We start from the raw sequence: 13,686 nt of genomic DNA, 5'->3' as shown, positions 1-13,686 counted from the left end.
ATATCTAAAAATTATTATATAGCTTTGTAAATAATTAATTATTAGCTCGCTAAAGATAATGAAAAGTAACAAAACTAAAATACTTTTGTACATTTCTCTTTTATGTATAGGTATAGTTATTGGTATAGCAATTAGACATTATTATAATCTTCCACTCTCTGTAGATATTAATATTATTGATGTTGCCACTTTAGTAGCTACAGTTTTTTTAGCGGTTTATATACCTGAAGTTTTAGATAGAAACTTTCAGGAAATCAAGGATAAAAAAGACGTTATTTTAAAGAAAGTAGAAGAACTACACTTTCTTAATAGAAAAATTAATATCTTGGTACAGAATGAAATACAACCAAACACTAAAAGTATATTAATTATAAACAATACTTTAGATCTTATTGAGAATAAGTTACAAACACTAAAAACATTAGTGAAATTAGGTAATTTAAAAATAAACTTTTCTCCTGAAATTAATAAGATTGAAACTTTAATTAGGGAACATAAAGTGCTAATTTTTAATAATACCAAAAATTTATCCAATTGTAATTTTAATGAAGAAATAAAAATGAAAGAGGAAATTATTTTTAATCATCTCGATCATAATTTCTGCTTACTTATATTTAAAATTGCTTAAACAATTATTCACCTTTTTTAATCCGTTCAGCTTGTGCTTCAAATAGTTTAGTCACATCAAAGTAAACTGAATCATATCCTTTTGAATTTTCATGTAGTTTTTGTAAATCACAGTAGGCTACTGGGTCTTTCAGAAAAATAAGTTCTTGAGAAATGGGCTTTTTATTAATCATTTTCAAAAGTACATATTCATGATCTGTAGAAGTTACATGGAAAGCATTTCTACAAGTACTTCCATCCCCACTATTTGTTATTACTTCTAAAATATCATAAAGTCTAAAACGAATTTTTAAATAATTTTCTGTATCTCCTTTTAATTTATAAATATAACTTAAAATAGCCATCGCATCTAAAGCAAAAGGATATTCTTGTATAGATTCTGTTGTAAGTTTTATGATTTCCTCATAATCCTCTTCTTGTATTTGCGAATTTTTCTTTAAAATAGATAAAAGAGCTGTTTCATTTTTTGCTTTTTTATAAGGTTTATACTCTTTTTGATAAAGATATCCATAGTATAAATATTCATAATCTTTTTTAGTTAAGGTACTATCAAAAGCATAAAATCTAGACAATAAATTTGAGTAAAGAAATTCCGATTTTTCGTTAAAAGTTTCTTTTTTAATAAGATCATAATCTGGAGAATGCCATTCATATTCTTGGGCACATAAAGATGATATAAAATTGAATAAAAGAACGAACATAATTATTTTTCTCAGCATGATAGATAGTTTTAGAAATAAAAGTAAGAAAATTTCATTAAAGTTGCTTACTTTAGGTATATTTTAAGGCAAAAAATAGTACATTTGAGTAATTTCATATTAAGTGAACATGAAAATAACAGATATCAAAGGAACCGTTAATTTATCTAATGGGGTAAAGATGCCATATTTAGGTTTAGGTCTATATAAGGCAGAGGATGGACAGGAAGTTATTAACTCTATTCATAAAGCATTAGATGCCGGCTATAGACATCTTGACACAGCTACTTATTATTTCAATGAGGAAGGGGTTGGAGAAGCTATAAAATCTACTTCGATAGCAAGAGAAGAAATTTTTATTGCCACCAAAGTATGGTATACTGAACAAAAATATGAAGACACTAAAAAAGCTTTTTATTCCTCATTAAATAAATTAGGATTGGATTATATAGATCTATATTTAATTCATTGGCCTCATCCGGACTATTACCTAGAAGCGTGGAAGGCCATGGATGAATTATATAAAGAGGGAAAAATAAAAGCCATTGGCGTATGCAACTGCATGCAACACCACTTACAAAAAATCATCGACCTAGGAGGTACTAAACCCATGGTTAATCAAATGGAGTTTCATCCCAATTTAGTGCAACAAGAACTATTAGATTTTTGCAAAAAAAATAACATTCAGTACGAAGCATGGTCTCCTTTAAAAAGAGGCGGACTTTTTGAAGCACCTACCTTAAAACAAATTGCTGAAAAATATGAAAAAAGTGTGGCTCAAATAATTTTACGCTGGGATTTGCAAAAAGGGGTGGTTACAATTCCTAAAAGCACAAATCCAGAAAGAATCTTAGCCAATGCGGATATATTCAATTTCACACTTACAGAGGAGGAAATACATACAATAGATTCTTTGGATAATGGAGATAGAACTGGAGCTCATCCCGATCACTTTTTAGAATATTTTGCTAAAAAAAATAAATCATAAACATTAGTTTTAATCATAGATATATTTTTTATACATTAAATCAATTAGAACACCTAATTGATTTAATGTATATTTGCAAACTTTTATCTATAAACTAATATTATGAAAATAGCTTATTGTGTTGAAAATATACACAATTCTGGAGGAATAGAGAGAATTTTATCTACTAAGTCTAACTACTTAGTTTCTCATGGGTATCAAGTACATATGGTTGTTATATGCCCTGCTCCTAGCAAGCCTTTTTTTTATTTTGATCCTAATGTTAAATTCCACTATTTAAATTTAGACATTAGAAAAGATCACGGACTTAGAAAAAAAATAAATTTTAATAAAAATAAGAAGATATTTTTAGATTCACTATCAAAGTTATTTTCAGAGATTAAGCCAGATATTACCATTTCCACTTTTTGCATTTTTTCTAAATACATATATGAACTTAAAGATGGAAGTAAGAAAATATTAGAAAGACATTTTGCTAAATATAAACGAGCTTATTATTACGCAAAATTAGATAAATATTATTTAGGAAGGCTTATTACTTATTTTTATAGAAGACAGGAATACGCCATCATCCAGAAGTTTGATAAGTTCGTGGTATTAACGCATGAAGATAAAGAATCTTGGGGAAATCGATTATCCAATATTGAAGTTATTGAAAATGCTCTTACCTGTATACCTAAAAGTACCTCGGAATTAGAAAATAAAAAAGTGATTACGCTTGGTCGCTTAAATCAACAAAAACAATTGGATCATTTAATTGAAATATGGTCTGTTATAGCAAAAAAATATCCGGATTGGAAACTTGAAATCTATGGAAGCGGTAGCCAAGAAAGAAAATTAAAACAGTTAATATCAAAATTAAAGTTAACAGGGTTTATTAAAATTTTACCAGCAACGCCAAACATTGAAAAGGTTTTTTTAGAGAGTTCCATCTATGCAATGACTTCTAAATACGAAGGCTTTGGCTTGGCTTTGGCTGAAGCCATGTCTTACGGGGTTCCTCCTGTTTCTTATGCATGTAAATGTGGTCCTAGAGACATCATCAATAACAATAAAGACGGGTATTTAGTAGCCTTTAATGATAAGAAAGAATTTATTGAAAAATTATCTCTTCTCATTGAAGATGAAAATAAACGTAAAGAAATGGGAAAAGCTGCCTCTACTAATATTCTCAGATATTCGCCAGAGGCTATAATGAAAAAATGGATGAATCTTTTTGATAAATTGGTTAATACCAATTAAAACTCAACTTTATGAATTAAATATTCGATTGAGCTTACTATTTTTTCTTCCATAAAGAAAATAAATCGTTAAACCTATTACTAACCAAACAATAAACATAATCCAATTGGACCAGCCCAATTCAGTCATTAAATAAAGGTTAAATAAAATTCCTAAGATCGGTAGTAAAGAAAATTGATATTTTAGCGAGCCTATACCTAAACCTAACCATACCAACCAAAATACATACAATAGAGGCTTATCATTTAACATTTTCAACCCATCTACCTGAAATAAAAAAACATACATAGCAATTAAAAATAAAGGACAAATAATATATTTTCCGTTTATGTAAGGCAGTTTAAATTTCGCTTGTTTAGAATATCCTTTATAATCTAGAAATAAAACCCCAGAACAAACCAATATAAAAGCAAAAAAAGTTCCAACACTGGTTAAATCTACAACTACTTGCATATCTATAAACATAGCGGGAATTGCTACAAATACACCAGCAATTATGGTTGAGAAACTTGGGGTATGATACTTTTTATGTATTTTGCTAAATGGCTTCCACAAAAGTCCGTCTCTACTCATCGTCATCCAAATTCTGGGTTGCCCCACTTGGTAAACTAAAATTGCTCCCGTCATGGCTATAACTGCACTAACAGAAATAATTCCAGCAATAAAATTCATTCCAATTTTATCAAAAACATAAGCCAAAGGATCGTCAACTCTTAATTCTTTGTAATTTACCATACCCGTCAAAACTAAAGCAATGGCAGCATACAGTACAGTACAGATAATAATACACAAAATCATAGCTCTGGGTAAATCTCGTCTAGGATTTTTACATTCTTCGGCCGTTGTAGATATAGAGTCAAACCCTATAAAAGAAAAAAATACAGCAGCTACTCCACCCATTACTCCTTCAAAACCATTGGGTAAAAACGGAGTCCAGTTGTCTGGTTTAACATAGAAAGCACCTATAAGAATAATTCCTACAATAACCACCAATTTTATCCAAACCAAAGCATTGCTGACTTTGGTTGATTCTTTAATTCCTATATAGGCTAATATGGTTACAAATAATGTAATTAATCCTGCCGGTAAATTAAATAAAACTTTTATGCCACCAAAGCTAGGAGCAGATTTATAAACTTCTGCAAGTTTTATATCATTATTGGTAAGTGTCTCATGCGCTTGTTGGGCTAAAAATGCCTGATGGGCATTCCAATAATCTACTGCCAACCATTCTGGCCAATGAATACCAAAACCTTGTAGCATTGAAACAAAATATCCCGACCAAGAAATGGAAATTACTATGTTGGAAACTGCATATTCCAAAATTAGTGCCCAACCAATGGTCCAAGCAAAAATTTCGCCTAAAGAAACATAAGTATAAGTATAAGCACTTCCGCTAACCGGAATCATGGAAGCAAACTGGGCATAACAAAGTGCTGTAAAAATACAGGCAATGGCAACAAAAAGAAAAAGCATGGAAACTGCTGGACCTCCCTCGTAAGAGGCTCTTCCTATGGTACTAAAAATTCCTGCTCCAATAATGGCAGCTATACCGAAAAATGTTAAATCTTTTAAATTTAAGATTTTATTTAACTGAGAGGAGTGGTTTTCATTTTGTAAATCTGAGATATTTTTTTTTCGTAAAAAGGAATTTATATTCATTAAAATTTTATTAGAGGTTCTGGAAGTGAGGGTTTACCCAAGCGCAAAAATATAACTTTTTGCAATTTATTGGTAATAAATCAGTTTTTTTAAATGTAAAAAGTCACTATTTAAATCAATAAATAGTGACTTTCTCAATAAATTTAAATTTTAATATTTATTTAGGTGGAAAATTCGTGAAAACTTGCTGAATAGCTTTAATTATTTGAGCTTCTTTGCTTGCTGCATCGCTAACGTTAAACCCGTCAACTACCCCTTGCCAAACCAAAGTATTATTTCTAGTATCAATTAAATGTATGGTAATTTGTCCAATTCTATCTTCAGAGATGGTTGTATCTTGACCGATCCATCCGGGACCCCAGCCGTATCCCCATCCCCAACTGTTTTGCCAAGGACCGCCCCAAGGACCTGTCCATGGAGAATTCCAATAAGGATTATTGTTATAAACATTTACCACTTGCTGAGAAGAAGCTAAAATATTTACCAACAAACTTGGATCTGTAGATTGGCTTAGACCTTTACTTTCCAATTGATTGGTAACTGTAGAAATAATTACATTTTTATCTAAATCGTTTAATTTTAAACTATCCATCCCTTGTTTATAAAAAGCAAAGGTTTTAAACTGGGAAAAGTCAACAGTTTTGTTGTAATCGTAAGAGGTATTTATAGTAGCGCAACTGGTAAAAAATAAAAGTGCTGCACTAAAAAATAAAATTTTAAATTTCATTTTGTAAAGTTTAATGGGTTATTAATTTAAAATGATATAAAGCGAATATTATACCAAACTTTACACATTTATATTTTTTTCATAAAAATAGCCGGTTTTACAACCGGCTATCCTCTAAAAATAAATTAAAAATTAAAATTATTTTTTCATGATTTTTTTACTAACTGTTTGTCCTTGAGACTGTACTTGCACTACGTACACCCCAGCTGGCAAACTTTGAATATTTATAGATATCTCAGATTCTGCTTTAAAAGATTTAGTATAAACTTCATCTCCGGTAAAGCTAAATACTCTTAACATACCCTCCGGTATATCTGTTAACATTGCTTTAAATATTCCTGAATTTGGATTTGGAGTTACTTGCACTTGTGATTCTGTCAATTTACTATTAGTATTAATCTCAACTGCTTCAGATCTTAAATTTCGATTGATCGGTACAATATATTCTGGAGAATTTTCTATTGACTCTGCTGTAAATCTTGTTTCATCTTTTGCACAGCGAACAGAAGCTAAAGATCTTGGACGAATTATTTCTCCAACCTCTATGTAATCGTTAACCCCTTCAATCTTTACAGCCAAAGCTTGAGCATTTTGATCTCCTCCTACATGAGAATACATACTTGCTGTCCATATCGTTGCCATTTCAGAAAATCCATTGATAAAATTAGGTTGATTTTGAATATTCCCTTTCAATCCAGCAAAGGGTATTATACCTAAATTATAAATAGATTCTAAAAATTGTACGCCAGAGTAACCATTGATTGATGGATAATTGATCAATTCACCACCTAAACCTTTGATAGAATAGATTTCTTTATTCGGTGTGAATATCCACTCATAATGAAATTTAGTTACCTTCCCATCAGCATCCACTGAATCAATTTTATAAGTGTATACATCTTTCCCCATACCCTCTTTAAACCAAGGAGAACCTTTTTCTCGACCATATGAAGCATCTGGAACTCTCCAGCCCGCTGGACATGGATCGAAAGGCGATTTTTTATCCGCATGACCCCATAATTTAGGGTAGATCCCCGGTAACCAACTTTCTTCAACATCTCTATGTAAATATGTAATCGGATTTTTTATAGACTTATTTAGAACATCTATAAAATTGTTTTCCCAAGAGGTATTGACATAATTTTGTTCGTAAGACCAAATATTATCAATGGTTTTATTAAATTTCTGAGTACCATTGATAGTATTTCCTAAATATATTTTCATGGAATTATCTAAGGAAAGCATTAATGGCATAGGATCTTTTCTTCCCCACTGATAATACAAACCAAAAACTTTATCATCTGCATTTTTAGTTCCAGTTAATTTAGATTCCGTTGCTCCTAAATTACGATCCATAAAAGTTGTTGTTAAAGGAACCGTACCGGTTGAGGTATTAAAGGCTAAGAAATCTTCATATTTTTTTGAATATTTTTCTAATGTTGTGTGAGTGAAAGTTTTCTCTGTAGGGTCACTATTAGGTACCCATAAATGCCAACTCCAAAGCACTGGATCGTTAGAATTTCCCTGATCTCCATTGTGTAAAGATATAACAGCATTACCAGATTGGTTAGGAGATATCTTAACTTTAATTAGAGCATTTTGATCAGAGCCTAATAAAGAACTTTCACCTACCAATTGCATATTATCTGTCCAGTATATATTTACAGATAGTTTTCCATTCGGCATTTCTCTATTGGATAAAAATTGATTATAAATAGCAAATGCTTTATTCACTGGAATACTAATTTCTTGATAATCTGCTTTCTTAACTAACATATAGCTATTCGGATTTTCTAAACCATCCTTGAATTCCACTTTATCATTAGGCAAATACAAAGTCTTCCATTCCATTTTCGGTAAACTCTCTTTCACGCAACGTACTCCATTTAAGGCACTTGTATGTCCAGAAGTAAAATTATAATTATCTATTAAATACAATCCGTCCCAATTTTGAGAATTTGTATCTGTTCTTTGTTGAACATCTTGAATTAAACGAAAAACTTGTACATGATTAGTGGTACAATTATTGCATCCCATAGTGCCAGTCCATAAAAAAGATTGAGCGCCCTCATCTTGGAACAAGATCCTTACATTCCCAGATTGGGAATCTGGTTCCATTGTATAATGTCCGGTTGATGGATATATACCTATATTATAGTTTTCTGCATTGGTAAAATCAAATCCTAGAGCTGGATAAGCTTTCACTCCTTTAAATTGTTCAGAATGTTTTGTTAGTTCATATTCTGAAGTAAAACCATTGAATAAGCGCTTACCCCATGGAGAAGAAGTCCACCATGTACCAGCTGTCATACCTCCTGAAGGTACTCTCCATCCCGCAGGACAAGGATCAAACGGAGATTTTTGTTTTTGTTCAAATACTTGTCCCGCGTACTTGTAACCTTCCGTATTATTGCCCCACAAATCATAACTTTTTCCATGCGAAACTTCGTAACCGTATAAATCATTGGTAAACCAAGATGCATTTATTCTTGCTTGATTTGTAGCAAAATCTTTAATATTAAATTTAATAATTTTAAATGGTTCGTTTATACTTTTTTGAATATTATCTTTCGTAAAGTCTGAAGATCTTTGTTCTGATAAAGGAACACGATTAGTTAAAACATCTTTATTAGAAAATTTACCGTAAGGAAGTGAATTAATTATAGGGGTAGATCCATCTAAATAAGCCAATGCAGGAAATGGATCTTTTCTTCCCCATTGATATAATAATCCTCCTGAACGATGCCAATCATCTCCCCAAAATTTTGAAGATAAAGCCCCTAAATTGCGATCCATAAAAGTATTAATCATTCCATAACCACTAGGGTTGTTGTTGTAGGTTACACCTTGTGTAGGATCATCCGTTACCCATACATGCCAACTCCAATATATAGGGTCTTTTTTAGGATCCCCAGTAGATCCTACGTGGAAAGCAATAACGGCATTTCCTTTCCCTTTGGCTTGATTGATTTGAACTTTAATTTGAGAATTGGAGCCGTTCTGATCAATTTCAGTAGAACGTATAAGACCTTCTACATCTTCCCAATATACAGAAGAAGATAATTTTCCAGATGGGATACTTTTGTGGTCTAGGTATTCATTATTTTCCCACATAGCATAAGCTTTAGTGACAGGAATTGCTAACCCTCCGTAATTGTTAGACTTTGCTTGCTCTATATCAAAAATATAGCTATTAGGCGCATATACTTGTAATTCAAAAGGATTATAAGGGGCTGCTTCACAAATATTAGATTCATTTATTTGTGTAAATTGGTTCCATTGATTAGCTTTTTTATAACTAGATATTGTATTTTTTGGAACCGCTAATTCAACATTGCTTACAGGTACTCCACTAAAAACATTTGCTCCTAGAGTTGGAGGGGTTATAGCGCAAATAGAGAGTCTCTCCAATAGTTTCATTTCATTAAAGGCATTATTAGCGATTAACTTTACACTTGCAGGTAAAAATAATTCTTTAAGAGTTGATCCACTAAAAACCCATGTCCCAATTTCTTCTAATGATGTAGGTAATTCTATACTCCCTGTAAAATTCCAAAAAGTTCTATCTGGTATCCTTTTTAAGGAATCTGGTAAAATTACTCTTCCATTAAAGCCTGTAAATGGTGACCACACAGCTGATGGATATGCCTGTGATACGGTCAATATATTTATTAAATTACTATTGGACTTAAAGTTAAGTTCATTTCCAGAAGTTATTGTTAAATTATTAAATGCTGCTCCATCTAATGTTTTTAGGTTTGGACTTTTACTAAAATCTAATTCTTCTATTTCAGCTCCACTAAAAACCCATTTCCCAATTTCTTCTAATGATGTAGGTAATTCTATACTCCCTGTAAAATTCCAAAAAGTTCTATCTGGTATCCTTTTTAATGAATCTGGTAAAATTACTCTTCCATTAAAGCCTGTAAATGGTGTAATATTATTAACAATATTAAAGTTTACAAGTTTTGAATTTGTTGTAAATTTTAATTCATTCCCTGTTTTTATTGTTAATCCATCAAATACATCTGCTCCTATCGTCACTAAATTTGGTGTCTTACTAAAGTCTAGTTCTTCTAAAATTGCTCCTGCAAAGGCAGTATTTCCTATCTCTTCTAATGCTGGTGGCAATTCTATGCTTCCTTCAAATTTATAAAATGTTAGTGCTGGTATTTTCTTTAGATTTAATGGTAATATTACTTTTCCTTTGAATCCTGTGAAAGTTGGAACATTATTATATGTATTAAAGTTTACAAGTTTTGAATTTGTTTTAAAATTTAATTCATTCCCTGTTTTTATCGTTAATCCATCAAATACATCTGCTCCTATCGTCACTAAATTTGGTGTCTTACTAAAGTCTAGTTCTTCTAAAATTGCTCCTGCAAAGGCAGTATTTCCTATCTCTTCCAATGCTGGTGGCATTTCTATGCTGCCTTCAAATTTATAAAATGTTAGTGCTGGTATTTTCTTTAGATTTAATGGTAATATTACTTTTCCTTTGAATCCTGTGAAAGTTGGAACATTATTATATGTATTAAAGTTTACAAGTTTTGAATTTGTTTTAAAATTTAATTCATTCCCTGTTTTTATCGTTAATCCATCAAATACATCTGCTCCTATCGTCACTAAATTTGGTGTCTTACTAAAGTCTAGTTCTTCTAAAATTGCTCCTGCAAAGGCAGTATTTCCTATTCTTTCTAATGAATAAGGCAGAATTATCTCCTTTAATTCTTTCTTAAAAAATGCATTTCCAGGCAAAGTATTATCTAATAAATTTGCCCTCTCTAAATTTAAATTTTGCAGAGCCGCCATGCTACGTATGGTAGCAAAATCTGCTGCATTTAAGGTACCGGTTAAGGTAAGATCTGTAATTGTGTTTTTTTCGGATGATACCAGGGATTCTAGAGCTCCCGGCGCGGTTACTTCGTATTCTCGTGACGTTTGCCCCCAACAGAGAGACCAACTCACAAAGAATAGAAAAAATAGAAAATGATAATTTTTTCTTTTCATAAGCTTTTTTAAATGAATTTATAGTTTAGTTCATGGATGAGGAAATATATAAGAAAATTCTTACACCTTTCACTCATCCATTGCAAAATTATCAATACTATCCCATGTAAACAAATTTTTTACTAAAGAAACGTTAATAATTTTATATTTTTATATATTTCGAATGAATTTATATATCTAATCTACTATTTACCAGATTTATAGATTAAAACCTATTATTAACATTTTTTCAATTTTTTATATGGTAGTAAATATTCATTTAATGAACAGTAGAAAATTAGTTTTATAAAAATATAACAATTATTCCCCAATCATAGATTGAATAAAAAAAGCTCTTAAAAATAATTAAGAGCTTTTTTTAATTTTAATGATTATTATTTATGCATCCAATTCACCGGCAATTACATTTAAACTTCCTAAAGTAATTATAGCATCTGATAGCATTTGATCTTTGATTATTTCTGAATAGGCTTGATAATAAATAAAGCAGGGTCTTCTAAAATGTAATCGGTATGGACTTCTTCCTCCATCGCTAACCATATAAAAACCTAATTCGCCATTTCCTCCTTCTACTGAATTATAAATTTCTCCCGTAGGTATATCTACTTCTCCCATCACTATTTTAAAATGATAAATCAGTGCTTCCATACTGGTATAAACGTCTGGTTTATTCGGTAAATAAAAATCTGGAACCTCCACGTGATATTCTCCTTCTGGCAAATTTTCGTAAGCATTTTTTACTAAATTATAGCTCTCTCTTATCTCTTGTAAACGTACCATAAAACGATCGTAGGCATCTCCTGCTGTTCCAATAGGCACTACAAAGTCAAAATCCTCGTAAGAGGAATACGGATTCATCACCCGTGCATCATAATCTACGCCTGCGGCTCTTAGATTAGGTCCTGTAAAGCCATAATTTAATGCTTTTTCTGCTGAAATAGCTCCCACTCCTATCGTTCTGTCCATAAAAATACGGTTTCTTTCTAGGAGATTGGCAAATTCTTCAATTCTTGCCGGAAACTCTTTAATAAATTTTTTGATCAATTCATGAAACTTAGGGCTAAAATCTCTTTCAAACCCCCCTATTCTACCTATGTTAGTAGTCATTCTTGCTCCACAAACCTGCTCGTATAGATCATATATTTTTTCTCTGTCTTGAAAAACATACGTAAATCCGGTTAATGCTCCTGTATCTACTCCCATGACTGAATCGCAAACCAAGTGATCTGCAATTCTTGCCAATTCCATAATGATGATACGCATATAATCGATTTTCTTGGTAACTTTAATCCCTAAAAATTTTTCCATCGTCATATGCCATCCTATATTGTTAATAGGGGCAGAACAATAGTTCAACCGATCAGTTAAGGTGGTTATTTGTGAATAAGTTCTTCTTTCAGCTATTTTTTCGAATGCACGATGTATATACCCAACGGTAGATTGTGAAGAAACTACCCTTTCTCCATCCATCAATATTTTATTTTGGAATATTCCGTGCGTAGAAGGATGGGTAGGACCTAGGTTTATATGTTGCAGTTCACCATCTACTTGCTCTTTCACTATATATTTATCTACTAGGTTAGATAAATGCTGCAACTCTTTTTGATTATTTTCGTTAGACATTTTTCCTTTTTTTGAATAATTAGTTACCGACCAAACATTGCGTCATTCTTATCTGTACGGGTAGCGTCTTCCAATTCGTATTGTTTTAGGAGTGGATGGTAATCCATATCATCGCAATTTAAAATCCTTACCAAATTGGGATGTCCAATAAATTTTATACCATAAAAATCAAAAGTTTCTCTTTCTTGCCAATTGGCTGATGCATATAGAGGGGTTAAAGAATCTACTTCAGGATTTTGAATAGAAAAAAATATTTTTAGTCTAATTCTGAAATTGTGTATTAAACTATGCAAGTGATAAATTACTCCCAATTCCGCTCCATGATTGTTGGGATAATGAATTCCACATATATCCGTTAAAAAATCAATTTTTATGTTATCTTCCTTCATCCATTGTACCAATGGCAGCAAAATTTCTTTTTTAATTTCTAGGGTTAAAATTCCATCAGGCTCGTAAGCTCTTAGTATAGAATCTTCAAATTTATTTGAAATAAGTTCTAGTACGTACTGGTTATCGATAACTTTCTCTTCCATTTTCTATACAATATTACTTACGATATTTGGTAAGATTCTAGAAGATTTTTATATTCCTCTGAATCTCTTCTTCTCAAGCTTTCATTTTTAACTAATTCCTGAATCTGCATAAAACCTTCTATAATTTGTTCCGGTCTTGGGGGGCAACCAGGTACGTAAACATCTACAGGAATAATTTTATCAATTCCTTGCAGAACCGAATAGGTATCAAAGATTCCTCCACTTGAAGCACAGGCCCCTACTGCCATCACCCACTTGGGCTCTGCCATTTGGGTGTATACCTGTTTTAATACAGGAGCTAATTTTTTTGAAATGGTTCCACATATCATTAACAAATCTGCCTGTCTTGGGGAAAAACACATATTTTCTGCTCCGAAACGAGACAAATCGTAATTGGAGGCTTGAATTGCCATAAATTCAATTCCGCAACAAGAAGTTGCAAAAGGTAGAGGCCATAAAGAATAAGACCGAGCCAATCCTATTATTTTATCAAGGCTACCGGCAAAAAATCCTGGTCCACTTATTCCTTCCGGTGCTTCTACTATTTTTACTTTTTTTTCTGACATTTTTTTTATT

At 31.6% G+C, this 13,686-nt stretch carries 10 protein-coding genes; 3 read left to right on the top strand and 7 right to left on the bottom strand.

The window, feature by feature from the left end; translation table 11 throughout:
* Nucleotides 1-58 precede the first annotated feature (58 nt).
* Nucleotides 59-628 (top strand): hypothetical protein, encoded by a 570-nt coding sequence (locus tag ETU10_RS03535; RefSeq protein WP_146262118.1) that lies wholly within the window; start codon nucleotides 59-61, stop codon nucleotides 626-628.
* 4 nt (nucleotides 629-632) lie between these two features.
* On the opposite strand, the gene ETU10_RS03530 is transcribed toward ETU10_RS03535, so the two are convergent.
* The gene (locus ETU10_RS03530) at nucleotides 633-1,346 is read right to left on the bottom strand and encodes a DUF4919 domain-containing protein (RefSeq protein WP_146262119.1); all 714 of its coding nucleotides are present in this window, start codon (nucleotides 1,344-1,346) and stop codon (nucleotides 633-635) included.
* Nucleotides 1,347-1,455: 109 nt separating this feature from the next.
* Between ETU10_RS03530 and ETU10_RS03525 the strand changes: the two genes are divergently transcribed.
* Both ETU10_RS03525 and ETU10_RS03520 read left to right on the top strand, forming a co-directional pair.
* Nucleotides 1,456-2,313, top strand: coding sequence for an aldo/keto reductase (locus ETU10_RS03525; RefSeq protein ID WP_146309934.1), 858 nt, complete (start codon nucleotides 1,456-1,458; stop codon nucleotides 2,311-2,313).
* A 102-nt stretch (nucleotides 2,314-2,415) separates the two neighbouring features.
* A complete protein-coding gene (locus ETU10_RS03520; RefSeq protein ID WP_146262121.1) occupies nucleotides 2,416-3,555 on the top strand; it encodes a glycosyltransferase family 4 protein in 1,140 nt (379 codons plus the stop codon).
* 9 nt (nucleotides 3,556-3,564) lie between these two features.
* Here the strand turns inward: ETU10_RS03520 and ETU10_RS03515 are convergent, their stop codons facing one another.
* The 6 genes from ETU10_RS03515 to ETU10_RS03490 form a co-directional block, all read right to left on the bottom strand.
* Nucleotides 3,565-5,217: an amino acid permease gene (locus ETU10_RS03515; RefSeq protein WP_146309932.1), complete on the bottom strand. Its 1,653-nt coding sequence runs from the start codon at nucleotides 5,215-5,217 to the stop codon at nucleotides 3,565-3,567.
* Nucleotides 5,218-5,374: 157 nt separating this feature from the next.
* The gene (locus ETU10_RS03510) at nucleotides 5,375-5,944 is read right to left on the bottom strand and encodes a DUF4136 domain-containing protein (protein WP_146292206.1); all 570 of its coding nucleotides are present in this window, start codon (nucleotides 5,942-5,944) and stop codon (nucleotides 5,375-5,377) included.
* A gap of 138 nt (nucleotides 5,945-6,082) precedes the next feature.
* A complete protein-coding gene (locus ETU10_RS03505; protein ID WP_146309930.1) occupies nucleotides 6,083-10,954 on the bottom strand; it encodes a leucine-rich repeat domain-containing protein in 4,872 nt (1,623 codons plus the stop codon).
* A 378-nt stretch (nucleotides 10,955-11,332) separates the two neighbouring features.
* Nucleotides 11,333-12,577, bottom strand: a complete 1,245-nt coding sequence (locus ETU10_RS03500; RefSeq protein ID WP_146309928.1) for an NADH-quinone oxidoreductase subunit D — start codon at nucleotides 12,575-12,577, stop codon at nucleotides 11,333-11,335.
* Nucleotides 12,578-12,600: 23 nt separating this feature from the next.
* A complete protein-coding gene (locus ETU10_RS03495; RefSeq protein ID WP_146310200.1) occupies nucleotides 12,601-13,095 on the bottom strand; it encodes an NADH-quinone oxidoreductase subunit C in 495 nt (164 codons plus the stop codon).
* Nucleotides 13,096-13,127: 32 nt separating this feature from the next.
* A complete protein-coding gene (locus ETU10_RS03490) occupies nucleotides 13,128-13,676 on the bottom strand; it encodes an NADH-quinone oxidoreductase subunit B (RefSeq protein WP_146262126.1) in 549 nt (182 codons plus the stop codon).
* Nucleotides 13,677-13,686: the final 10 nt, after the last annotated feature.

The sequence above is a fragment of the Apibacter muscae genome (assembly GCF_007845595.1).
Lineage (GTDB): Bacteria > Bacteroidota > Bacteroidia > Flavobacteriales > Weeksellaceae > Apibacter > Apibacter muscae.
Note: the sequence above shows the minus strand (reverse complement) of the source record. Positions and strands in the feature narration are given on the sequence as shown.